Raw genomic sequence first — 24614 nt, forward strand, 5'->3', positions numbered from 1 at the left:
TCTATGGACGTCTTTGTCCTCAAGGAGGCTTATTGAAGACATTGAACTGCTTTATATCAAGAAGTTTGTCCTCAAGAAGAACATTTAAAGATGGCGATTGAGGTAAGACTCCTGAGTAGGTTAAAGGGAGATACGTGTCTTGTGGAGTAAAATGAGATCAAATTACATGTTTTTTTAAATCAAAGCGATGTTACAGAGGGTGCGTAACATCAGATTCTCTTTTATTTTTCATAAATGTGATGTCAGAGAATACATTCTTATGTCTAATGGAGAAACGAGGAGGCTCGAGAACGCCAGCTGAAAGCAAGCGCTAGAGCAGAGTCCATCCTTTTCCAACATTCAGATTAAAAAAATGACAAAAGGCCTCGGGAGATGCTTACTCTCGAGACCTTTTGTCTACAGCTGGCTGCCATTTTGCCTATTTTACTGGGTATCTTTTGGTTTTTCAGACAATGACCTTAAAACTTTTCGAAAATCATCATCCTTTATTTTGTTTGAACTCTGTTCAACATTCGTTTTTTTAGCTTCGTTTTGAAAGGATTTTAACGCATTTCGATATGCATCATCATTTATTTTTTCTTCTTTATTCATTTTAAGCCCATTATTTTCCTGGACAGGCTGTGCTGCGCTGATTTCTAATTTAGGTACTTCCAATAGCTTTTGCTCTATTTTTTCTTCAGAAGGCGTATTTGAGTCGTTTAATTTAGCTGCAGCCTTCATATTAAATAGGGTTAAAGCAATTAAGGCGATAACTGCAATAACACCAAATACGATGAGTATGAACATTAATTTTCATCTCCAGATGGCTGATTTGTAAAAGCCTTTGTAACATTGGCTACACGTTCTCCCAGCGCTTTCCCTAACTCTATGCCTTCCCTGGATAAAAGCTCTGTGCTTTCGACTGGACAAGTGATACCTACGCCGTAATAAGAACCATAAAGAGCATTTTCAGGTATATTTCCAGGCAGCCCTACTAGAATCATACCCTGGTGAAGCATAGGTGTAATAAGATTAAGCATAGTAGCTTCCAAACCGCCATGGGTGGTTGCAGTTGTGCAAAAAACCGCGCCAACTTTGTTGATGAGTTTACCTTCAGCCCATAAGTAACCAAGGCGGTCAATCCATGACTTTAATCCTGAGCTAATCGTGCCGAAATGCCCTGGGCAGCCCCATATGATGGCATCCATTTCAGGCAGCTTATAAATGTCTGCCTGATCCACATGATCAATAAATACTTCCGCACCTTTTACTTTTCCGGCACCTTCAGCTATAGAATGGGCTAGTGCTTTTGTATGTTCTCCCTCGCTATCATAGACAACATATATTTTCATTTTTGTTTCCTCCTTGATCGTTTAAAATGAAACCCCTATTCACAAGCGTAATAGGGGGTATACTTTATTAAATAATTAAATAGAAATTTTAACTTCAGCATTCATTCCAGGAAGCACGGTTTCAGAGGGGTTCTCAATTAAAATTTTCACTGGAACTTTTTGAGTAACTTTTGTGTAACTGCCGCTTGAATTTTGTGAAGGAAGGGCAGAAAAAACAGAATTAGTAGCATACCCAATTTCTTCAACTTTTCCGTCAAATGTTACATCCGAATCCCCATCAACAGTAATATCAACACTGCTGCCCACTGAGATACTTTTTAAGTCTGATTCCTTAATATTTGCTGTAATATATAGGTGATCCATATCAGCAGTTTGGGCTAATACCTGGCCAGCCTGCACCATCTGATTTGCTTTTGCTTCATTTTTTATAATTTTTCCACTCATCATGGAGTTTACAGGAAGACTTTCTTTTCCATCTGAAACGCTGCCCAAGGCATCCTTTTTAGCAACAGTGTTGCCTTCTTTTACATCCCATTCTGTTAATAGGCCTGAAGCGGGGGCAACTACCTGCAACATATCAGCAGATACAACTGCATCGTCAGTTTTTACATAGTTTTCATTTTCATAATAAAAGAAGGCACCCGCGGCAATTAAAGCAACAATCACAACGAGCCCAATGATATTTGTTAAAATTAAGCTGCCTTTACTCATTATCTTTTCTCTCCCATCAATAAATAATTAGGTTAATGTGTTATTAAGCTGTTTTATCCGTTACATCCTTTTCCTTAGGAGCAGGCAAGAGGATACGTGTTTGTTTTTGAACTAAGGATCTGCCTTTTCCAGTAAAGATTTTACCAATAGAAGCCAAGAGCATGATAACTCCCAATACAAGTAAAATGGTAAACAAATTATGATAGGCACCCAGAATAGCTGATTTCTTGGCATTAACTATAAGCTCATAGGATGCCAGGCTTTTTGCGCTTGCCAGTGAATGTCCGTTTTCCATAAAGTGTCTAATGAGCTTAGTCATTTCAAGTTTGAATTCAGAACCATTTTGGTCAAAATGTCCTCTAATACCTTCATAGTTAGCCGCATTTTGTCTTGTTAGGTACCAGCCGATTATCGGGGATATGATTGCACCTGTAAAATTACGAATAGAGTGCAGGGTCACCGATCTCATGGATGCCTGGTGTATATCACCAGCTAATGCTGTACCCAAAGCTCCTGATACCAGAACCATAGCTACACCGCCACCAAGAACGGCAACTTGAAAATATAAAGATACCAGGGAAGCTTCAGCCCCGATTGTTCTCCACTGAATGCTTATAAAAATAACAGCAAGTGATCCAATGAAACCGAGAATTCCAGCTCCCAGCATATCGTAAAGCAAAGTTTTGAGAATGGCAGTCACCACAACTCCTGCAAAGAACCAGAAATAAAAGTGTGATAGGTATTTAAACGGAAGATCCATATCGTTTCTTAAAAAGCCGTTAATCCCCGCTATAGCAAAGATTAAGGAAACATGGGATGCAACTGCCATTATGGTTCCCGATATTGGTTTTGGCGCTTTTAATGTCCGAAAAGGAACTAAAGGCGTTTCTGCTTTTATATCTACAAGAACAAAAAGTACTAATAAAATAAGAGCCGCTACCAGAAACGGCCATACGTAAATGGAGGAAAATCCATTTTGCATTAAGTTACAAAGCGGAAATGCGAGAACAACCATAGACAAAATCCATAAGAATACTCCAGTTTTATCTACCGCGGTGTGATCATGCTGATGTTCCTCGTTTTTAGGCAGTCCAAGAAATCCAACAATCAGGCACAGGAAGGAAGCCAAAACATTTAGTACATATAACCAACGCCATGCATCGGCGTTTAAAGATATGGAACCAAATAATGCGCCAAGTGCACTGGCTCCAAACAAGCCCGTAATAATCATAAGTAAAAAGAAATTACGTATTTTGTTTGGGAAAGCTCTTAAGCTGGCAGGTAAAATGGTTAAAAATAAAAATCCTGCACTTAAACCCTGTACAACTCTTGCAGCTATAAGTATTAACAGGTTAGGAGCAACTGCAGCAACAATAGAACCGCATAAAAAAATAAAGATAAAGGTTAAATAATTCCTTCGCAAACCAAACTTCCTCGTTAGCACAGGACCGATCGGCACGCCAAGAGCAAATGCTAAGTTGGATAGTGTCGAGGGGAAAAGTAAAACATCTGAACTTAGGTTAAGCCCGTTTTGAATAATACCCTGGTTGAGGGTATAAGAAAGATTCGAAAAGTACTGAGACCCAATAGCAAAAATAGTTAAAAAGGATATTATCAAATATTGGGGGACAGCTACTTTTTCTGTCTCTGATGAAGAAGTGTTAACCTGTGTGCTCAATCATGCTTCCTCCTTTCAAAAATAAGTTATCTCTGTTAAACCATGAATAAAATAGAATTCCTTATAAAATAAATGTCATATTAACAACATGATTAACTTGTAAATAACAAGTTGTATTATACAATATAATAAAGAAAAGGCAATAAAAACTTTTTCTATCCCCTCAAAAAACTTTTTTTATAGAAAAAAGACTGCGAAAAAAACTCCGCAGTCTTTGTTATTAATTCTTTCTTTTTCCTCTTTTTAAATCAAAATTTAGTTGGGATAAGTTGGCTTCAAGGCCTTTTAACTTTTCCGGAGACCATTCATGCAAAATCTCATTATAAAAATCATAACGCGCATTCTGTACTCTCTGTAAGACTTCCAGACCAGCTGCTGTAATTTCTATCAAACTTATCCTGCCATTGGTGGGATCCGGGTAACGGCGAATATATTTCTTCGTCTCCAAAGTGCCCACCTGCCGGCTGGCTGTCGATATATTTAACATCAATTTCTCGGCAATTACATTAATGGCTAAAGGGCCGGTGTCCTCCAGTTCGCACAAAATAAGATATTCAGATCTATCCAAACTGCCCAATTGCGGGCTGTGAGCAGTTATAAGGCGAACCAATAAGGCGAGTTCATATTGAATAGCTTGGAGTGAGTCCATGTTTTCATTCTTCCCCTTTTAAAACAAAAACCAATTGTTTTGATGTTCACTAGGTAAGTATAACATTCCCTTCAACCACTGAAGCTATTTTAGCCAAGATTCTTAAGTAAAGGCTTTTTTTAGTCTCTCGAGCCCTTCATTAAGTGTTTCACGAGGACAAGCAATATTCATTCGAACAAATCCTTCGCCGCCAGGTCCGTATTTTGTACCGGGCTCTAGGGCAAGCTTTCCTTTTTCAAGCAGCTGTTTCCTTATTTCCTTATCTCCTAATCCAAGCTTCCTGCAGTCCAGCCATAGTAAATAAGTTCCGTCTGGATCCATGTATTTAATCTGGGGAAGATTTTCAGCCAGGTAGCTTTGAACAAGCTCCTTGTTTCCTTGTAAATAATCCAGTAATTGGTTTAGCCAGCTTTCTCCGTAACGATAGGCCGTTTCCATGCCGACAATTCCGAATAGGTTAAGTGTGAAAAATCCCTGCTGTTTTAAAATATGATTGAATTTCTCACGTAAATTCTCATTTTTAATGATTAGTGCAGAAGCCTGAAGTCCTGCAAGATTGAATGTTTTACTCGGAGCAATGCAGGTAATCGTCCGGTTGGCTAAATCTTCATTTAAGGAAGCTAAGGGAATATGCTTTCGATTTTTATAAACCAGATCAGAATGAATTTCATCTGATACAATTAGACAATCGTATTTTTTACAAAGCTCTCCAATTTGGAGCAGTTCTTCTTTTGTCCAGGACCTTCCTCCGGGATTATGCGGATTACAAAGGAGAAAAAGTTTGCATCCCTGCTTTAGGGTCTGCTCAAAGGAAGTAAAATCTATTTCATATCTTCCTTCTTTTAACACCAGTGGTGAATTTACTACTTCTCGTCCGTTAACTTTAATCATCTCAAAAAAAGGAGTGTAGACAGGGGATTGAAGCAAAACCTTATCTCCAGGTTCGGTAAAAGACTGGATGGCAACACCTATGGCAGGTACAACCCCGCTGCAAAAGAGGACCCAGGAGGAATGGACATCCCAGCCATTCCGTTTCTTTTGCCATTCTGTTATAGCCTCGTATGTAGAGGGAGGGATAAAGGTATAGCCGAAAATTCCATGATCGATTCTTTCCTTTAGAGCTTCTGTAACTTCCTGTGGTGGCCGGAAATCCATGTCAGCTACCCACATCGGTAGTACATCCCCAACTCCAAATACTTCTTTTGTTCTTTCCCATTTTACAGAGGAAGTGTTTAGCCTTTCTATCTTTTCATCAAACCATTTCATTCTTTCGCCAGCTCCTTCCTGTTTTGAACCTCATGATTCTATGATAAAATAAAGCAATCAAATGTTGAAATATTAGGTGATGAGATGGAAACACAACAAGTTAATCTTCTTCTTTACGATGAATTGAATGATTGGGACCCTTTCGGGATAGGCCATGGTCGTTATGATACAGAAATAGCTGATATAATTCAGGCTGTCCATGAACTGGACGACCCAGCAAGGCTTGCAGAAAGAATTCAGGGTATCTATGAGTTTTCCTTTGAGGAAGTAATCCCAATCGAAAGCTGCCTGAAAGTTTCAAATCAATTGCTGTTGATAAAATCGAACTCTTCCTGTTCGTTATAAATGCTTACCCATGAAAAGAGGTTGTCCCCTGAGGATAACCTCTTTTGTTTTAAAAAGATTTTACATACCCTTCTGGGTAATTCCAGAGAAGAGCTCCTTGTTTTTGACGTTTACCCTATAAAAAGGCTTGTATTTTTTATTTTTTTACAAGAAAAGTGATTTTTTAAGTTCATTTTTATTATGAAAGCCACTTGGGCGGCATCTTTAAGCTGAAAAACCCTCTTCAATGAACATATATGCCCGATATTAGATAAGGAATGCCTGACTTCAACTATTGTATGCCCCGCTTGCTAAAATTAATGCCTGACCAGAACTCGTTTTGCCTACGATAAAATCGATATGCTTGTTTGCCTCTTAATTCTCCAGGAAATTACGCATGTGCTGATAGACGTCTTCTGGCCTTTCCTCTGGTACAAGATGTCCTGTATCCTCAAGTACAATCAGTTCAGCGTTTCTTAAATCCTTTTGGAGTCTTTCTCCTATACTCAAAGGAACAACCCTATCGTGTTCTCCCCAAATTAACAGGCAGGGGATGTCAATTTTCTCTAAAACAGCGCTGGACAAGTCGCCTTCACGGTCGCGGATCATCCGGGTTAACGCCATGAATATATCATCTTCTAAAAAGGGCTGGAGGTAACCATAGAGCATTTCATCTGTAATAAGAGAATGGTCATAAACAACTTGCTGCAGATTTTGCTTCACCCCTGAACGAGCAAGCCAAAACTTTACGTATAAGTGAAAAAAGGGGATATAGCTAACGAAAATCAATGGCAATTTTGAACGTTTTAAATAACCTGAACTGCAAAGAAGCACCGCTTTTTCTGCAAGATCTGGTTTATAGTGAAGGATGTTTAAGACAATTTGTCCTCCCATTGAATGTCCAGCAAGAATCACGTTTTTTAGCCCCATATTTTCAACGAGTTCAGCTACTGTTAATGCCATGTTTTTATAGGAATATATAAACCGGTTTGATTTCCCGCTTTTGCCAAAGGGAGGGAGGTCGACGGATAGGACCTGGTATTCTTTATTTAAAAGCGGAATAAGACGGCGAAAACTGAAGGAAGAAGAAAGAAACCCATGCAATAAGACAATCGTTCCTTTTGAGGCTTCATTGGGATACCATTCATAGTAGACTTCTATATCATTTATTTGCTTTTTTTCATTAAAAACAGCTTGTTCCATGCACCCTTCCCCCTGCGCCTCATGTTTAACTTTTAATTTTCCCCAAGATTTACAAGTTCACACCTTAAAAAAACAAAAAAAGAGGACAAATCGGATAAAGATTTGTCCACTTCAAAAAGGGGGAATTAAAGGAAATTGAGCTTCGCCAGGTCCTTAGAGGATGGCAGTGCCAGTTTACCTTTGGTGCAATCAGAACTCCGGTTAGGTCAAAATTCTGAATAGCCTAGAAAGCCTTATAAAAGCAGATTAACCAATTTTGGTGGAGTTTATTCATTGGTGGAAGGTAAACTTGAAATTTTTTTACTTGCTTATTATTGTGCTGGATTTTGATATGCATGGTCCATCAATTCAGCGGCGGGGACGTCAAGTGCAGTGGAGATTTTTAAGATCGTCTGGAGGGTAGGGATGGATGCTCCTGTTTCGTACTTTTCGATGGTTCCGTTTCCGACCCTGATTTTTAAAGCAAGCTCCTGTTGGCTAATGCCTCTTCTTTCCCGATATTCCTTAATATTTTTTCCAATCTGATTCATAATGATCACCATCCTTAAAAGATATAATGATACCTTTATAATACCACTGAAGGCCTATTCATTTTCGCAAATTTTGTGAAAATTTTGTTAAATGTAGTAGGAAAGGTTTAAAAAGTGTGGTTTAAATTAAATTTAGTTAAAAGAATGTTTTTTGATATATATAGAGCATTGTGGTATAATATTTTAATGCGTATATAGAGGATAAAATAATTATAAATTTAGGAGTGTTTTCATGTCAGAAAAAATCGAAACAGGCAGTATTTTAACAGGTAAGGTGACCGGTATTCAGCCTTACGGAGCTTTTGTAGCATTGGATGAAAATACCCAAGGTCTTGTTCATATTTCCGAAATCACACATGGTTTTGTAAAGGATATTAACGAGCATCTTAAAGTCGGCGATGAAGTGAAAGTGAAAGTTCTTTCTGTAGATGAAGCAGCCGGAAAAATTGGACTTTCTATCCGTGCAACTGAAGAAGCACCTGCACAGCCTGCAGCTAAAAAACAAAAGCCTCGCAAACGCCAGGCTGCAGCTATTGTTCAGGAAGATGATGGCCAACAAGGCTTCAACACTTTAAAAGAAAAGCTTCAAGAATGGATTGAACAATCCCAGCGTTAATAAAAAGCTTAAGCAAAAAAGGATGTCCCTAAACTTAGGGACATCCTTTTTTGGTTAATTTTAAATCCATAAACTTTGAATGCGCGCTTGCACTTTTCTTATTTGACCTTTGAGATTCCGTGCTTCCTTATGCGATATTGGAGATTTTGTCGGCTCATCTTTAATGTTTGAGCTGCTTTCGTAATGTTATAGCTATGGTGGAGTAAAACTTTCTTTAAATAATAAACCTCAGCCTCGTTCATGTAATCCTCTAGAGGCTTAATCGGCCGGCCTTTTTGTATCAGAAGCTCATCAAGGCCGCTATCCTGACCACCGGCAGTTTTTATATGCGGTTTATTTCTGAAATGAATGAGCAAATCCTGAAAAGTTATCTCATCTTCGTATTCCAGCAAGTTCATCGCCCCTTCAATAATGTGCTCCAACTCGCGAACATTCCCGGCCAATCATATTGTTCAAAGGTTTCTAAAACTTCCTGATCAACATTTTTGACCTTCATGCCAAAAAGATGATTGTATTTATCTATAAAAAAGTTAACAAGCTCCTGAATGTCATTTTTTCTATCCTGCAGAGGGGGGATGAAAAGTGACACGACACTTAATCTATAATAGAGATCTTTTCTTAAAATCCCTTTTCCAATTGCCTCAATTGGGTCTTCATTAATAGTAGCAATAATTCTAATATCGACTTCTCTGTCCTTCGTATCCCCAACACGGCGGACCATTTTTTCTTGAAGGACACGCAGCAGCTTGGCTTGAAGGTTTGGATTTAATGAATTAATATCATCAAGGAGAATGGTACCGCCTTCTGCCTGTTCAAATAGACCAGGACGTTCAACCGCTCCGGTAAATGTCCCTTTTTTAGTGCCAAAAAACAAGCCCTCAATCAGGGTGTCTGGAAGAGCTGCGCAGTTTTGTGAGATAAATGGTTTTAAAGAACGGCTGCTTCCATTATGAATACTCTGGGCAAACAGTTCCTTCCCGGTTCCACTTTCACCGATTATGAGCACGGAGGAATTGGTGGGTGGCCCGTTTGCTGGCATCAATTACTTCCTGAATCTTATAGCTGGCACCTATTATGCTTTCAAAGGTGAATTTTGTTGATCCTTTTTTCAGCAGGTTTTCACGGACCAGTTTTTCATATTTTGTTTTATCCCTCGCAATTTCTATTGCACCCATTCTTACCCGGTCTTCAATAATAGGAAAAGTATCATTAACAGTGGTAATTTCCTGTCCTTTATTATTAAAATAAGTTTGTTTAGCGTTTCGTATAGTAATTCCTTTACGGAGAGCTTCGAGAAGGGTACTGTCTTCATTCTGATTAAAGGAGAAGACATCGAGAAGGTTCTTATCCAGGACATCCTCTATATCCATTCCTTCAATTTCCCTCATTTTTCTATTATAAATAATGGTCTTACCCACTGAATTGATGACATGTACTCCCATGTCTATTTCATTAATAATTTTTTCTAAAAAGACGTTCCTTTGGAGATGTTCTGTATGGTTATCTGGCTTCACTTTTCTCTACCCCTATGTGCTGTCATAAAAGAATTTTAATATTGTTATCCGCATAGTGCAACGAAATTTTGCGCAAAAAAGAAGTGGATTGTGAATTAGAGCAAAATAATTTTGCATCTTAATTAAGGAAGCTTGTTATAAAGGGTTTTTCCTTTTGGCATGAAAATTGCAATGTAATGTTTTAGAAAAAGAAGGGGTAGATGAACTCTTCACTGAGTTATACAAGAAGGCACTTTTAACCAATAGCTTTTTATTGCGGAGATCTTCAATAAATAAGACACTTCGCTAAAATAAATAGAAAACAAACACGAACGGAGGAAATGGAATATGTTACATGAAGCTGCAACCAAATCATTGATCGAACAAACAGAGAAATATGGAGCAAATAACTATTACCCGCTGCCTATCGTAATTTCAAGTGCAGAAGGGGTATGGGTGGAGGACCCAGAAGGAAATAAGTACATGGACATGCTGAGTGCTTATTCTGCTGTCAATCAGGGCCATCGCCATCCAAAAATCATTCAGGCTTTAAAAGATCAAGCAGATCGGGTTACGCTTACATCCCGTGCTTTCCATAACGATCAACTTGGCCCCTGGTATGAAAAGGTAAGCAAATTGACCAATAAAGAAATGGTACTTCCGATGAACACAGGTGCTGAAGCAGTTGAAACCGCAGTAAAAGCTGCAAGACGATGGTCGTATGATGTGAAAGGTTTAGCAGAAGGCAAGGCGGAAATTATAGCTTGTACTGGTAATTTCCACGGGCGAACTATGACCGCTGTTTCTCTTTCCTCAGATCCGGAATATAAGCGCGGCTTTGGACCAATGCTGCCAGGAATTAAGCTTATTCCATACGGTGACCTTGAAGCTCTAAAAGAGGCAATTACTCCTAATACAGCTGCTTTCCTAATCGAGCCAATCCAAGGTGAAGCCGGTATTGTCATTCCTCCAGAAGGATTTATGAAACAGGCTTATGAGCTATGCAAGGAAAATAATGTTCTTTTTATTGCGGATGAAATTCAGGCAGGTTTAGCCAGAACAGGAAAAATGTTTGCCTGTGAGTGGGAAGGTATCGAACCTGATATGTACATTCTCGGAAAGGCACTAGGCGGCGGAGTATTCCCTATTTCCTGCGTGGTAGCCGACAAAGAAATTCTGGGAGTATTTAATCCAGGATCCCATGGTTCAACATTTGGCGGCAACCCAATGGCATGTGCTGTATCTATTGCGGCTTTAGATGTTTTAATTGATGAAAAGCTTTCAGAAAGATCACTGGAACTCGGACAGTATTTTACAGATAAATTAAAAGAACTAAAAAACCCGATGATCAAAGAAGTTCGAGGCAGGGGCCTGTTTATTGGGGTTGAATTAAAGGAAGCTGCCCGTAAATATTGTGAGGAATTAAAGGAATATGGACTGCTTTGCAAGGAAACCCATGATACTGTAATCCGGTTTGCTCCGCCTCTTGTAATTACAAAGGAAGAATTAGATTGGGCGATTGAACGCATTTCCAAAGTGCTTGGATAATAGAATAGGGACACAGGGAAGGACAAGAAAAACCTTCAAAATAAACTAAGGGGTGCAGGAGCAGTGACTGTAAAGGTTTTTAACCAAAAAGCAGGTCAGTCCATCGCCCAGCGAGTTTTCATCTTTAATAAACTTCCTGAGTATCTTCCATTCCTTAAAACCTTAGGTGACACTGGGTGCAGCTAGTGTCCATCCACTTATTCCTAGGATAAGTCAACATCGACTTGCTGTGTTAGCCAATAAGTATTCCTTTAAGCTTAAATGGGAGCTTCTTTTTAGCTCTTCGCAAAGCAGAAGAATGTAGATTTAAAACAGAAGAAACACGATTATACTAAGGTAGTAATTTCGCTAGACGGGCGCTGCCGCTTTTCCTTTAACGCAAAAAATCCTTGCACTAGCTGCAAGGATTTTTTACATATATTTTTTTATCTTGTTGTTCCAGCCTCAGGCTCTCTTTCAAGTTCCTGATTTGGCTTAAATAGAAGTCCAAGGTTGATAAGACCTGCAATACCTACTAAACCGTAGATGATGCGGGAAAGAGCGGAGTTCTGGCCGCCAAAGATAGCTGCAACAAGATCAAATTGAAAAAATCCAATTAATCCCCAATTGATTGCACCAATGATGGTAAGTACCAGTGCAATTCGCTGAATAGCACTCATGTATATTTCCTCCTTAATAGATGGATTCAATAATAGAATGATAAATAAATCAAAAAAATATTCATTTCTAATAAATTTTTAATTCCAGGATTTAAGTACTTGTTCTTTGCAAATGCTCTTTAAATAGATAATAATTAAAATTGACTAAAACAAGGAGGTTGATCGCATGCAAAGCTTTACTTTCTGGAATCCAACGAAATTAATTTTCGGAAAAGATCAACTGGAACAATTAAAAACGGAAGTTCCTAAATACGGCAAAAAGGTATTGCTTGTATACGGCGGAGGAAGTATTAAACGTTCAGGCCTTTACGACAAGGTTATGGCTCAGCTGAATGAAATAGATGTTCAAATTTTCGAATTGCCTGGAGTAGAACCTAACCCTCGTATTGCAACTGCACGTAAGGGTGTAGAAATTTGTAAAAATGAAGGTATTGATTTCATTCTTGCAGTTGGCGGAGGCAGTGTTATTGACTGTACCAAGCTGATTGCTGCAGGAGCTTTGTATGATGGAGATGCCTGGGATTTGGTTATTAAAAAAGCATTTGCATCCGAAGCTCTTCCTTTTGGAACTGTGCTGACATTGGCTGCGACTGGTTCAGAAATGAACAGCGGTTCTGTTATCACCAACTGGGAGACTAACGAAAAGTATGGATGGGGCAGCGCTGCTACTTTCCCTAAGTTTTCAATTTTGGACCCGGTTAACACTTTCACTGTTCCAAAGGACCACACGATTTATGGAATGGTTGACATGATGACTCACGTCTTCGAACAATACTTCCATCAAGTGGAAAATACTCCGCTCCAGGACCGTATGTGTGAAGGTGTTTTAACAACTGTTATTGAAACAGCTCCTAAGCTAATCAATGATCTTGAAAACTACGAATACCGTGAAACAATTTTATACAATGGCACAATTGCTCTTAACGGCATGCTACAAATGGGTTATCGCGGAGACTGGGCATCTCATAATATTGAGCATGCAGTTTCGGCTGTTTATGATATCCCTCATGCAGGAGGATTGGCTATTCTTTTCCCGAACTGGGCAAAGCATAACCTGAAAGAAAATCCTGGCCGCTTTAAGCAGATGGCTGTCAGAGTATTTGGGGTAGATCCTACAGGTAAAACAGACGAAGAGGCTGGACTGGAAGGTATTGAAAAGCTTCGTGAATTCTGGTCAAGCCTGGGAGCACCTACTCGCCTGGCTGATTACAATATAGATGACAGCAAGCTTGATTTGATAGCAGATAAAGCAATGGTTAATGGTGAATTCGGTAATTTTAAAAAGCTGAACCGTGATGACACTCTTGCTATTTTACGCGCTTCACTATAATAAATTAACAAACCCGGACACCCTTGTCCGGGTCTTTTAACATGGCTAGTTCCAGCGCCCAGTGTTCCCACTTCTCCCTACGATAAGTCAACATCGAACTTTTAAAGTGCTCCTGCGCCATAGCATAATCAAAGGAGTTAATGTTCAGCTCGTCGGAAAGTTGCATGTTGTCTATTCATAGGAGAATAAACAGGAGGTTACACAGGCAGCTGCTTCGCTGAACGGGCGCTTACGCTTTTCTTATTTTTCAACTATGTAAATGTAATAAAATTATCGAAATTGGACACGCTTACATAAGTGGCAGTTTCTTGATAAACCTGCCCGCTTTGGTTAAAGTGATAATGAAAAATAAATTTATGGAGGATCATACATGACACATGTTCGTTTTGATTACTCAAAAGCACTCTCCTTTTTTGGAGAACATGAACTTACTTATTTGCGTGACGCTGTTAAAGTGGCACACCACTCACTTCATGAAAAAACAGGAGCAGGAAATGACTTTTTAGGCTGGATTGATCTGCCTGTCGATTATGATAAAGAAGAATTTTCCCGTATTCAAAAGGCTGCAGAGAAAATTAAATCTGATTCTGATGTTTTAATTGTAATCGGAATCGGAGGATCTTATCTTGGTGCCAGAGCAGCGGTTGAAATGCTGCAGCACAGCTTTTACAATGTGCTTCCAAAAGAAAAACGCAGTACACCTCAAGTCATTTTTGCAGGAAACAATATCAGTTCATCTTATATGAGAGATTTAATGGACGTTCTTGAAGGCAAGGATTTCTCCATTAATGTCATCTCAAAATCTGGAACAACAACTGAGCCTGCCATTGCTTTCCGTCTTTTCCGCAAGCTGCTTGAAGAAAAGTACGGTGTGGAAGAAGCTCGCAAACGCATATATGCCACCACTGATAAAGCGAGAGGTGCTTTAAAAACACTTGCTAATGAAGAAGGCTACGAAACATTCGTTATCCCGGATGATGTAGGCGGCCGATATTCTGTATTAACAGCAGTTGGTCTTCTTCCTATTGCAGTAAGCGGAGCCGATATTGAAAAGATGATGAATGGTGCTGCCCAAGCCAGAGAGGACTTCAGCTATTCCGAATTGGAAGAAAATCAGGCTTACCAGTATGCTGCCGTTAGAAATGTACTTTATAACAAAGGCAAAACGATTGAAATGCTCATTAACTATGAGCCAGGTTTACAATACTTTTCTGAATGGTGGAAGCAGCTATTCGGTGAAAGTGAAGGAAAAGACCAGAAAGGAATTTATCCTTCCTCTGCAAACTTCTCTACTGATCTGCACTCTCTTGGCCAGTATGTACAAGAAGGCCGCCGTGACCTTTTCGAAACGATTGTTAAGGTTGAAAACCCACGCCATGAGCTGAAAATCGAGAAGGAAGAAAACGATCTGGACGGATTGAATTATCTTGCTGGCGAAACAATTGATTTTGTTAACAATAAAGCCTTCCAGGGTACTCTGTTAGCTCATACAGACGGAGGGGTGCCGAATCTGATTGTTACGATCCCTGAGATGGACGAGTATACATTTGGATACCTTGTTTATTTCTTCGAAAAGGCATGTGCCATGAGTGGATACCTTCTTGGTGTAAATCCATTTGACCAGCCTGGTGTAGAAGCTTATAAGGTAAACATGTTTGCACTATTAGGGAAACCTGGTTTTGAAGAAAAGAAAGCTGAACTGGAAAAACGACTTTAATAATAGTAAGAGTGCCTGCCAGGCGGCCGGCACTCTTTGTCTTTTTTGATCCCCCAAATCTCTTATGCTCAAATAAAGATATGTCCTTCCTTGAAACAGCCTCACAATAGATCCCAAAAGGTCCAAGGGGGTCACTATTAGACATCCTATTATGGATCGATCCCCCAAAGGAAAGCTAATCCGGTACCAAAAGAGATAAACAAGGATATGATTTGATTACCCAGTTTTTTTACATCAGTTTCCCACTTTTAGTGAAAGATAATATAAAAACAAAGTGGGGGTTTAGAAAATGCATGAATTGCAATCAAAAATTGAAGGCATGCAGTTTGATTTATATAAACTTGAACAAAAGCTAAAACCAATTGGTTACACAATAGGCGGCAACTGGGATTATGATCATGGTGCCTTTGATTATAAAATCAATGACGAAGGAAGCTACCAATTTGTAAGGGTCCCGTTTACATCTATTGATGGCCAGCTTGATTCGAGGAATTGCACAGTTGAACTCGGCAGGCCGTTTATTTTATCTCACGTATATCAGGGCGGGCTTGATGATCATGCTGATACGGGAACCTTTTCGGGCACACTTAACCAGTTTTCCGAGCCAATTGAAAAAGACAGCGATATTCCAGAACAAGCAGTAGATGCTGGAAAGCGTATAGTTGCGAGGCTGGAAACGGTACTCTTTACTTAATAGCTAAAAGCAGATCGCTTTCTTTAATGACAAAATCGGGAGGAGGATTGAGAAGAATACCTTTCTCTCTCTTAATCCCGATTAAAATTTTTTTATCATTGGAAAGGGCGTTGGAAGTTTCAATAAAACTCTTATTGAGGTGTTCGGACTCCGGAGAGATTTCCAGAAGCCTGTTTTCCTGAAGCTGCCCGAATACTTCTGGGATAAGACCAGCATTTGCTGAACGCAGGCTATTCAGCATATAAACGCTCGTTAATTTATTAGATTGCAAAACAAGGTCGGCACCGGCACGATTTGCATTGATAACCTGCTCAGACGTTAGGATTTCTACAATGCACGGAATTTGGGGACTCAGCCCTTTTATTGCTAAAAGAGTGAGAATACTGTACATATCTGCCTGTATTTCTTCATTCCCCTGATCAGCGGTAATTAATACCCTGTCAGCCTCTAATAGGTTTGCTTTTTTCAGAGTTTCATCCAAGTGGGGTTTCCCCTGAATGTAATGTACATATCTTGAGTGAATGGGAATGGATTTAAGCGTCTCATCTATAAGGACAAGTGGCTGAGGATAATCCTGATTGGAGATCTTCTGAATTAATTCCCTTGATCTTTCATTCCAGCCAATTATTATAATGTGCCCACTTTCTTTGTAGGTGATTTTCCCCTCAGAAAAAGCATTTTGACGTGTAACCGCAACAGCTGACAAAGTAACAAAATATGAAGAAACAAATCCAGCGCCGATTAAAATTAGAATAATGGCTGCAGCCCTTCCTGCAATAGAATGGGGAACATAGTCACCATAGCCAACAGTAGAGGCTGTGATGATCGCCCACCAGATGCCATCCAAAATATTCGGAAAAGTCTTGGGCTCTAATAAATGAATCAAAATTCCGAAGAGAACTACAAAGAGCAGTGTAATCAGCAGAATCCGTGCCAAAAGGGGGAGCCTTAAAAATTTTATATATATGTGATTTGGCATCTTCTTATTTCATCCTCTCGCATATACTCACCTACAGTATGGACGAAAAAAGATCCTTTCATAATAGATTGGAGTCAGACCTAAAAGAAAAGCAGCCGGATGGCTGCTTTCTTCAATTGATAAGAAGTATAAAGTTTTACCTTTTAAATTGTCTAGCTCCAGCGCCCAGCGAGTATTCAACCTTGAAAAGCTTCTTTGAATATCTTGCATCAAGTATGACCGTCGGTGATACTTGCTGCAGCTAGTGCCCATCCCGCTTCTCCCTACGATAAGTCAACATCGAAATGAAGTGCTCCTGCGCCAAAGCTTTTTCAAAGAAGCCTAAGTTCAGCTCGTCGCAAAGCTGCATGTTGTCTATTCAGAGAAGCCGTTACAGGAAGTTTACTCAGGTAGTTGCTTCGCTGAACGGGCGCTTGCGCTTTTCTTATTTTCACTACCACAAATACTCTCCCTCTTTTGGTAAATCAGAGAGGGAGAAGTACTTCAAGGCTTGCTGAGGGACAAATTTCAGTGTTCTGTTATTTATATATCCTGCCCCTCTTGTTGCATCCTGTTCCTGCCAGTGGCCGTCTAATTTGACCTCATTCCAGGCATGGTCTCCTCCGTAAACTACCTTTGCCTCAATCCCTGCAGCGCGGTGAAGGGCTGCGTTTAGGTGGGAAATCCCCATACACATTGCTTCTTTCGTATGAAGGGTCTCAAGTGCAGTTTTAAATTTGAAATCATTGCTGTACTGGACACGTTCGTATAAATCCGCATCATATTTGATATTAGTTGTAACCCAATTAAATATAGCCATGGACTTTTCTGAATCTGTCCTTTTTCCGCTTGTTAATTTAGCCGCGAGTTTTTGAATTTTGGGATCGTCACTTTGGATGACTTTACTTGGAAGCAGATTGGGGTTTTTGTGTATTGTTTTAATCAAATGGTAGGAGATAACTGTAAAGAGATTGTGCTTTTCATTTCGCATTAAAGAAATGTCTTCGACTATTTGGGTCGTAAAATCCTGCTGTGAGGTTGGAATATTTGGAGATTGAAAGCCTGCTAGAATCAAAAGAGACAATAGTAATAATATGATTTTTTTCCTCTTCATTTCCTTCCCCCGCTCAATATTTTCGGCAAAATTCAACATAAAAATATATAAATATAATTTTTAAGTTAAATATAGGGGAAAAAGATAAATATTTCAAATATTTTGTCACAAAATGGACAAAAATAAAAAGGAAATCCGATAGGGATTTCCTTTGGAATTTAGTTGATGTTAGTAAGGACAGGTAATATCACATTGTTCTTATTTAGAATCGAATTTGATGTTATGAAGGCGGTTAACATCCATTGCTCAAAGTATGAAATTAATCTTCCTCAGCAATTCGATAGCTTAGGAGGAAGTAGGCATATTTAGATTTCATATTTAACTGCTCTTCTGTTAAGGAAGGGGTAGGTACTTCCTTCAAATCATTCTCAGCCTTTAATGACTTCATTATTCTTTCCTGTGAAAGAACCCATTCCTGGCCTGTCATTTCGCTTAATTTAAGCAAAAGATTTACGGGATGGCTTCCATCGTTGTAGGGGGAGTTTTCAAGCTCTTTTTTTAAGAGCTTTAATCCGGGCTGAAGTATTTTCATAATTTCATTCATTACAGTTTCATGGTGAGTTTCTAGCAATTTTTCGTCGAGTTCAAGCAAGTGCTGCCCCGCCGATTTGGAAGTCTGATAGAATTTTTCAATTAAGTTTCCATGCTGCCGGGTATTAACCAACTCTATTAATTCCGCATCCTCGAGCTTTTTCACATGATAATAAAGTCGTGAAGGCTTCTCGTTTAATTCTTCAGCAAGCTGGCTGACCGTTACTGGTGTTTTTGCGATATCAAGAATACTTTTCTTTCTCGGGTCAAGAAGCATTTTAGCTATTTCTATGTCATCAATTTTTTTCATCACATTTCTCCCGCAGAATTAGTATTTATTGTTGGTGATACAGGGCTTGCATTGCCTCCATGGATGCCGGCCAGTGTTTTATATCCTTTTAATAATGGCAGAAGGATAGCAGTAACAATAAGCAGGCACCCTGCCAAAGCAGTCCCATTCAGGACACCAATTTCCATAGCTATCCATCCGCCTGCCAAAATGCCTGCCATTTGGAAACTGCTTGCTACAAATCCGAGTAATGAAGATCCCCTGCCTCTAAAAGCTGCCGGTGTTGACTGCAAAAATAGACTGCTTAAAGGAACATTTATAAAAGCATTTAGAAGACCTGATATTATACACCAAACATATACCGAACCTATTCCAAATTCAAGCCTTAGTGTATTAAGAGGGAGAATAATGGTCATCCAAAAGCCAATTAATGCTGTACCAGTTAATAGAACTGTAGCTGGCTTAAGCTTTTTTAAAGAGTAGGGTGCGGCTGCAGCGGCCCCTACAATAGCACCAACCGACATGGTGGCTTCAATAGTACCAAAATGAAAGGCAGAGACATGAAATACATTCGTCAGCACCGCAATTAAATTTGTATTTAATACACCAATAACAAGAGTAATCGGCATAAGAAGGATCAGCAGAAAACGAAGAGCGGGCATTTTGGTTACCTCTTTTATTCCTGAACGGATTGCTTCGATGTATTTCTCCTTGGATGTGGAATCTTTACTTTTAACTGTTCCTAATGAAGCGATGGAAATAATGAAAATAGCTGAAATGACAAAGGTGGCTGCATCGAAAAGGAAGATTAATGAGAAGTTTTTCAAAACCATGAACAAAGCCCCTAAAGAAGGTCCAATAATATCCATTGCTGCACGGGTTGACTGGGAAAGGGAAAGGGCTTCCTGTATGTTCGCCTCACCTGCAAGGTCTGGTATGGAAGATGATCTGGCAGGGTCAAATAAGGCGGAACCAAGTCCCTGGAAGGCAATGAGAATAATTAAAGCGGCAACTGAGTGATGAAAAGGAATCATTAGTAAAACGATGATGCAGCGATAAAGATCTGCGGCAACCATAAGATGCCTTCGATTATATTTGTCTGCCAGCGGCCCCAGAACTATCCCAAAAATCGCATTGGGAAGAAGCTGGGCAAAAATGGCCAAACCAATAGTAAGAGGATCCTTTGACAGAATAGCAATTAAATAGACTATAGCGGTCCTTGATATCCCATCTCCAAGCTGAGAAACTATTTGCCCAAGCCAAAAACGTAAATAGCCGTCATTTTTTAAAATACTAAACACCCAATCACCCTTTACAAATTAATTTATCGTTAAAAATATTTTTAATGATAAAAATAATTTTAATGAAAAACTTAAGGTTTGTAAATAGATGTAAATTGTCTGTTTTTGTCGAAGGTTATTTTTCTTTAGAAAGAAATGGAATAATTTCCAAAAGGAAGGTGAAACATAAAGACCGTGATAAAAAAATATTTGAGGTGTTATGGGTGTGAATATGAACAATGTGAAAGAGCAACGACTCCTAATCCTTGCCATCTTCATTATCGCCTGCTATCTTTCGCCATTATTTCTGCTGCAGGAAAACGCCCATATAAGAGTACATGATAATTTAGACTCTAATCTTGCATGGTACCGGGTATTGGCGAATAGCGGGGAACTTCTTGGACCTATAAATGGAACTATTCCTCAAATCATAAACGGGCTTCCGAGAAATGCATTTGGTACAGAAATGAGCGGAATTGTCTGGCTGTATGCATTGCTCCCAACCATGATGGCTTATGCAATAAGTCAGGCGATCACAAGAATTGTAGCTTTTATTGGAATGTACTTGCTCCTAAAGAAGCATTTACTTCCTAGTCAAAAATGGATTTTTATAAACATAGGTACTGCCCTAGCCTTTGCACTTACCCCTTTTTGGCCATCAGGAATGCTGAGCACTCTTGGAATGCCACTTGCACTTTGGGCATTTTTTAATGTAAGGAATGGTGAAAAATCACTTAAGAACTATACTGTATTTACTCTATTGCCTTTCTACTCAAGTATTGTGCTGGGTTTTTTCTTCTTTTTATTTGCAATGGGAGTCCTCTGGATAAGGGATGCCATCAGGAAGAAGAGCTGGAATCTCCCATTCCTTTCAGCTCTAGCATATATGACGACAGTTTACTTGATTGTGGAATATCGGCTGGTTTTTTCTTTTATGTATAAAGGTGCGCCTAACAGCAGGGATGAATATATGCATGCTACTTTGCCGTTTTGGCAGACCATAAGGCTTGTATTTAAGAACTACTTACTTGGCCATAACCATGTAATGACTGTTCACACACTTTTTATATTGCCAGCTACTCTTGCAGCAATATATATCGTCCTATCCAAGGGCTTATGGAAAAAAGAAAGGACCTTTGTCTTTCTCTTCTTTCTAAATTTTTTCCTTTCAGTATGGTATGCATTTTGGTTTTATAAAGGCTGGCTCCCCGTTACAAAACGTTTTCACTTTTTGGATACCTTTAATTTTGCCAGATTCCATTTCCTGCGTCCGCTTGTTATTTATGCAGGATTTGCTTTAGCCGCAAAAATTATTTTTGAACAAAAAGCCTACCTGCAGAGGATTGCCCTTGGGCTGATTACGGCACAAATAATTCTTCTTTGCCTTTTTAATGAAGAAATAGTTTACCGTGATAAACCAACAGTAAAAGAGTTTTATGCAGAAAATTTATTTACAGGGATAAAAAATTATATTGCTGAGCCGACAAAGGAGTATCGTGTGGCAAGTATTGGTATCCATCCGGCCATTGCGCAATATAACGGTTTTTATACACTGGATACCTATAACAATTTCTATCCCTTGAAGTACAAGCACCAATTTCGCCAAATAATCCAGAAGGAGCTTTCTAAGAACAAGATAGTTCAAAACTATTTTGATCACTGGGGAGGCAGGTGCTATTTATTTTCAGCGGAATTGGGCAAGCGATACATGATAAAAAAAACATCCAAAAAACATTTAAAACATCTGCAAATTGATACGGCTCTTTTTAAAAAAATGGGAGGGAAATATATCTTTTCCGCTCTGCCTATCGATAATGCAACTGAAAATAAACTGGTACTAATGAAGGTTTTTAAATCCAGGTCAGCTGCCTGGAATATTTATTTGTACCGGGCATTTTAAACACCAGGAGGATGCAGAACATGCTTGAGCCAACTTTGACGATTGTAGTTCCCTGCTACAATGAAGAAGAGGTTTTGCCTGAAACCTTTAAGCAGCTTGGAAACCTTATGGAGGACATGATAAGCGAAGAACTCGTATCCAAAAATAGTAAGTTGTTATTTGTGGATGATGGGAGTAAAGACCGGACATGGGAGATTATTTATAAAGAAAGTCTAAAGAACAATGTCATCCGGGGTCTAAAGCTTGCAAAAAATGTAGGCCACCAAAATGCCCTTCTAGCTGGATTATTTACTGCCAGAGATGTGTCAGACTGTCTTATTTCTATTGATGCGGACCTTCAGGATGACATCCGGGTTATTCGTGACTTTATCTTAAAGTACAACGCTGGATGCGAGGTTGTTTACGGTGTAAGGAAAGGACGTGCAACAGATACATTTTTTAAGCGATGGACTGCACAGGGGTTTTATATCTTAATGAAGAAAATGGGCGTTGATCTCGTATATAATCATGCGGATTTTCGCCTTATGAGCAGGAGAGCCGTTGAGGAATTGGAAAATTTTAAAGAGGTAAATATGTTTCTTCGCGGGGTTGTTCCTTTGATAGGATTCAGGTCGGAAAAGGTCTATTATGACCGTCTTGAAAGGCAGGCAGGAGAGACTAAGTATCCTTTGAAAAAAATGCTTGCCTTTGCCTTTGACGGAATCACATCCTTTTCAGTCACTCCTATCAGAATGGTATTGCTTATTGGATTTGTTTCCTTTCTGGCGAGTATAGCTTTTGGATCCTATTTCCTCTTTTTGAAATTTACCGGAAGTACCCAAACAGGATGGACATCCCTTATCACCTCTATCTGGCTTATCGGAGGCCTGCAGCTGATTGCGGCTGGTCTAATAGGAGAGTATGTTGGGAAAATTTATAAGGAATCAAAGAGTCGTCCGAAGTATATTGTCGATATTGATTTCTTCCATTTGCCCGTTCCTGAAAAAAAGAAAATAAACCTATCCAGGCATAAAGAATTACAGCAATTGGAGCAGCTTCAGCTGCCTGAAAAGAAAGCGTAACGCCTATTTCTAAAAACTCGTCTATGACGGGTTTTTTTATCGTTTAGGAAATTATAGATTTTTACCTTGTGGATAACTTGAACTAGGTTATTGTAATCCAGCTCCAGCGCCCAGCCCCTCGGGGTCATAAGCCAAATCACTTCAGAAATCAGGATTTCCTACGTGATTCGTCTTATGCCTGTTGGGGCTAACCCGGGGCGCTTGCGCCTTTTGTTCTTTGTGCTTTTTTCAAAAACTTCTAAGGCTTTTTTATTTTTTAGTAGTACAAGCACGATTATCTGAATAAAGATTTGTAGACGGGTTTTATTACAAACGGGGAGAGAATCGTATGAGTGTATTCCTTAGCTATATTCTTTTGGGGCTTTCGCTTGCTGCTCCCATCGGGCCAATAAACGCTGCCCAAATTGAAAAGGGTATCAGAAGCGGCTTTTTGCATTCCTGGCTAATTGGTGTGGGGGCAATGGCTGCTGATATTGTGTACATGCTAATTGTATATATTGGTGTTGTAAAGTTTATTGATACTCCTTTTATGAAAACCTTTTTGCTGTTTTTTGGATGTTTCATCCTAATCTATACAGGGATAGAAACACTTGTGAATGCTTCCGACGTAACAGTGGATAGGACTAAGAAGAGTGAGCCTTTATTTAAATCCTTTCTTTCGGGATTTTTTATGTCTATTTCAAACCCTCTAACAATCCTCTTTTGGCTGGGGATTTATGGATCTGTTTTGGCTGAAACAGCTTCTGCATACGGGCATCGTCAGCTGATGATTTACAGTACAGCAATTATAATAGGTTTATTAATTTGGGATATTGCCATGGCGAGCATTGCCAGTTCCTTTAAAAAGTTTTTGACCTCGGGCCTGATCCTTTTTATCTCTGTACTATCTGGACTATCTTTAATTGGTTTTGGAATTTATTTTGGCATTGAAGCCATAAAGGTACTGTTTTAATAAATAGTGTTACAAAAAAGGCTGGGGAAATCCCAGCCTTTATTTAAATTGATAAGAATTATAAAGTTTTACCTTTTAAATTGTCTAGCTTCAGCGCCCAGCGAGTTTTCATCCTTGATAAGCTTCCTGGATTATCTTGCATCAAGTAGGACCTTTAGGTGATACTTGGTGCAGCTAGTGTCCATCCCGCTTCTCCCTACGATAAGTCAACATCGAAATGCATTTCGTGTATCCTTTATCTCAGTCGAAGTGGAGGCCCGCAGGACGCGGGTCAGAAAGGGCGTTGCCACAGGACAAGGAAAGCTCCGGCAGCTTTTACATCGCACGAAGAAAAGCGCAGCTTTTCGAGGACGTGGCGACCTTAGCCTTTCTTCACATCTCCAAACGTCGCTAAACGGGCGCTTGCGCTTTTCTTATTTTAATTCTCTGCCGGCTGCCCCAACTGATTTATCGGTATTGCTCTGGTTGTTATATTTTCCATCGTTTATACCCGGAGTTTGATCATGTCCGGTTCCGATATACGTGCCAATATGCTTTTTCTGTGTTTTATTAAATTGCTTCCAGTTTTCATTTACCATATTAATATCCCCGCTTTCTTCTGCATGGTTCATTAATTAGATTGTATTCCCCACAAAGGTTTAATGCGGTACAAATTTTCCCACCATAATTAAAAGACGTAATGAAAGTCGGTAAAAGTGGAACAATATGAGAAGTGAAACGAAACTGTATTTTGCCTCCAATCGCTCCATTCGGTTTTATGGCAGCAGTTACTCATATATG

At 39.3% G+C, this 24614-nt stretch carries 24 protein-coding genes and 1 pseudogene; 10 read left to right on the top strand and 15 right to left on the bottom strand.

The genetic code is table 11. The features are described 5' to 3' along the window. Window positions 1-423 precede the first annotated feature (423 nt). From G8761_RS18470 to G8761_RS18495, 6 genes are all read right to left on the bottom strand, one after another. A complete protein-coding gene (locus G8761_RS18470; protein WP_166029370.1) occupies window positions 424-786 on the bottom strand; it encodes a hypothetical protein in 363 nt (120 codons plus the stop codon). Beyond that, a complete protein-coding gene (locus G8761_RS18475) occupies window positions 786-1331 on the bottom strand; it encodes an NAD(P)H-dependent oxidoreductase (protein WP_166029372.1) in 546 nt (181 codons plus the stop codon). Before G8761_RS18475 ends, G8761_RS18470 begins: the two co-directional genes overlap by 1 nt. A 75-nt stretch (window positions 1332-1406) precedes the next feature. Continuing rightward, complete coding sequence (locus G8761_RS18480; RefSeq protein ID WP_166029374.1) at window positions 1407-2042, bottom strand: biotin/lipoyl-containing protein; 636 nt, start codon at window positions 2040-2042, stop codon at window positions 1407-1409. A gap of 43 nt (window positions 2043-2085) precedes the next feature. Next, entirely contained in the window at window positions 2086-3720 is a 1635-nt protein-coding gene (locus G8761_RS18485; protein WP_166029376.1) for an MFS transporter, read from the bottom strand. 220 nt (window positions 3721-3940) lie between these two features. Next, window positions 3941-4369 carry a MarR family winged helix-turn-helix transcriptional regulator gene (locus G8761_RS18490; protein ID WP_166029378.1) on the bottom strand — a complete coding sequence of 143 codons (429 nt, stop codon included), beginning with the start codon at window positions 4367-4369 and terminating at the stop codon, window positions 3941-3943. 102 nt (window positions 4370-4471) lie between these two features. Next, entirely contained in the window at window positions 4472-5635 is a 1164-nt protein-coding gene (locus G8761_RS18495) for a MalY/PatB family protein (protein ID WP_166029380.1), read from the bottom strand. An 84-nt stretch (window positions 5636-5719) separates the two neighbouring features. Here G8761_RS18495 and G8761_RS18500 point away from each other — a divergent pair, with 84 nt between their 5' ends. Then, on the top strand, window positions 5720-5980 hold the full coding sequence (locus G8761_RS18500; RefSeq protein ID WP_166029382.1) for a DUF1871 family protein: 261 nt from the start codon (window positions 5720-5722) through the stop codon (window positions 5978-5980). Window positions 5981-6334: 354 nt separating this feature from the next. Here the strand turns inward: G8761_RS18500 and G8761_RS18505 are convergent, their stop codons facing one another. Both G8761_RS18505 and G8761_RS18510 read right to left on the bottom strand, forming a co-directional pair. After that, complete coding sequence (locus G8761_RS18505; RefSeq protein ID WP_166029384.1) at window positions 6335-7162, bottom strand: alpha/beta fold hydrolase; 828 nt, start codon at window positions 7160-7162, stop codon at window positions 6335-6337. Window positions 7163-7473: 311 nt separating this feature from the next. After that, on the bottom strand, window positions 7474-7692 hold the full coding sequence (locus tag G8761_RS18510) for a helix-turn-helix domain-containing protein (RefSeq protein WP_166029386.1): 219 nt from the start codon (window positions 7690-7692) through the stop codon (window positions 7474-7476). A gap of 232 nt (window positions 7693-7924) precedes the next feature. On the opposite strand from G8761_RS18510, the gene yugI reads away from it, so the two are divergent. Further along, window positions 7925-8308 (top strand): S1 domain-containing post-transcriptional regulator GSP13, encoded by a 384-nt coding sequence (yugI, locus tag G8761_RS18515; protein ID WP_166029388.1) that lies wholly within the window; start codon window positions 7925-7927, stop codon window positions 8306-8308. Window positions 8309-8406: 98 nt separating this feature from the next. Here the strand turns inward: yugI and G8761_RS18520 are convergent. Continuing rightward, window positions 8407-9822 (bottom strand): annotated as a pseudogene (locus G8761_RS18520) (sigma-54 interaction domain-containing protein). 327 nt (window positions 9823-10149) lie between these two features. Between G8761_RS18520 and G8761_RS18525 the strand changes: the two are divergent. Together G8761_RS18525 and G8761_RS27670 are read left to right on the top strand one after the other, a co-directional pair. After that, on the top strand, window positions 10150-11349 hold the full coding sequence (locus G8761_RS18525) for an ornithine--oxo-acid transaminase (protein ID WP_166029390.1): 1200 nt from the start codon (window positions 10150-10152) through the stop codon (window positions 11347-11349). Window positions 11350-11412: 63 nt separating this feature from the next. Continuing rightward, window positions 11413-11535, top strand: coding sequence for a hypothetical protein (locus tag G8761_RS27670; RefSeq protein ID WP_275940720.1), 123 nt, complete (start codon window positions 11413-11415; stop codon window positions 11533-11535). A 239-nt stretch (window positions 11536-11774) separates the two neighbouring features. Here G8761_RS27670 and G8761_RS18530 read toward each other — a convergent pair whose 3' ends face one another. Next, window positions 11775-12008: a DUF378 domain-containing protein gene (locus G8761_RS18530; RefSeq protein WP_166029392.1), complete on the bottom strand. Its 234-nt coding sequence runs from the start codon at window positions 12006-12008 to the stop codon at window positions 11775-11777. A 166-nt stretch (window positions 12009-12174) separates the two neighbouring features. On the opposite strand from G8761_RS18530, the gene G8761_RS18535 reads away from it, so the two are divergent. The 3 genes from G8761_RS18535 to G8761_RS18545 all read left to right on the top strand — a co-directional run bounded on the left by G8761_RS18535 (window position 12175) and on the right by G8761_RS18545 (window position 15749). Next, window positions 12175-13338 carry an iron-containing alcohol dehydrogenase gene (locus G8761_RS18535; RefSeq protein WP_166029394.1) on the top strand — a complete coding sequence of 388 codons (1164 nt, stop codon included), beginning with the start codon at window positions 12175-12177 and terminating at the stop codon, window positions 13336-13338. Between the two features lie 370 nt (window positions 13339-13708). Continuing rightward, a complete protein-coding gene (locus G8761_RS18540) occupies window positions 13709-15055 on the top strand; it encodes a glucose-6-phosphate isomerase (protein ID WP_166029396.1) in 1347 nt (448 codons plus the stop codon). 289 nt (window positions 15056-15344) lie between these two features. After that, entirely contained in the window at window positions 15345-15749 is a 405-nt protein-coding gene (locus tag G8761_RS18545) for a YugN-like family protein (protein ID WP_166029398.1), read from the top strand. Here the strand turns inward: G8761_RS18545 and G8761_RS18550 are convergent. From G8761_RS18550 to G8761_RS18565, 4 genes are all read right to left on the bottom strand, one after another. Continuing rightward, window positions 15742-16728 carry a potassium channel family protein gene (locus G8761_RS18550; protein WP_166029400.1) on the bottom strand — a complete coding sequence of 329 codons (987 nt, stop codon included), beginning with the start codon at window positions 16726-16728 and terminating at the stop codon, window positions 15742-15744. The genes G8761_RS18545 and G8761_RS18550 overlap by 8 nt on opposite strands. A 433-nt stretch (window positions 16729-17161) precedes the next feature. Then, a complete protein-coding gene (locus G8761_RS18555; protein ID WP_166029402.1) occupies window positions 17162-17821 on the bottom strand; it encodes a transglutaminase domain-containing protein in 660 nt (219 codons plus the stop codon). A 259-nt stretch (window positions 17822-18080) separates the two neighbouring features. After that, the gene (locus G8761_RS18560) at window positions 18081-18662 is read right to left on the bottom strand and encodes a winged helix-turn-helix domain-containing protein (protein ID WP_166029405.1); all 582 of its coding nucleotides are present in this window, start codon (window positions 18660-18662) and stop codon (window positions 18081-18083) included. Next, the gene (locus G8761_RS18565; protein WP_166029407.1) at window positions 18662-19942 is read right to left on the bottom strand and encodes an MFS transporter; all 1281 of its coding nucleotides are present in this window, start codon (window positions 19940-19942) and stop codon (window positions 18662-18664) included. The genes G8761_RS18560 and G8761_RS18565 overlap by 1 nt, the downstream gene beginning before the upstream one ends. A 211-nt stretch (window positions 19943-20153) precedes the next feature. On the opposite strand from G8761_RS18565, the gene G8761_RS18570 reads away from it, so the two are divergent. From G8761_RS18570 to G8761_RS18580, 3 genes are all read left to right on the top strand, one after another. Then, window positions 20154-21821, top strand: coding sequence for a DUF6044 family protein (locus tag G8761_RS18570; RefSeq protein WP_420800270.1), 1668 nt, complete (start codon window positions 20154-20156; stop codon window positions 21819-21821). Between the two features lie 20 nt (window positions 21822-21841). Next, a complete protein-coding gene (locus G8761_RS18575) occupies window positions 21842-22882 on the top strand; it encodes a glycosyltransferase family 2 protein (RefSeq protein WP_166029410.1) in 1041 nt (346 codons plus the stop codon). A 328-nt stretch (window positions 22883-23210) separates the two neighbouring features. Then, the gene (locus tag G8761_RS18580) at window positions 23211-23834 is read left to right on the top strand and encodes a LysE family transporter (RefSeq protein ID WP_166029412.1); all 624 of its coding nucleotides are present in this window, start codon (window positions 23211-23213) and stop codon (window positions 23832-23834) included. A 413-nt stretch (window positions 23835-24247) separates the two neighbouring features. Here the strand turns inward: G8761_RS18580 and G8761_RS18585 are convergent, their stop codons facing one another. Further along, the gene (locus G8761_RS18585) at window positions 24248-24445 is read right to left on the bottom strand and encodes a hypothetical protein (protein WP_166029414.1); all 198 of its coding nucleotides are present in this window, start codon (window positions 24443-24445) and stop codon (window positions 24248-24250) included. Window positions 24446-24614: the final 169 nt, after the last annotated feature.

The sequence above is a fragment of the Neobacillus terrae genome, assembly GCF_011393025.1.
GTDB classification, from domain to species: Bacteria; Bacillota; Bacilli; order Bacillales; family Cytobacillaceae; genus Neobacillus_A; species Neobacillus_A terrae.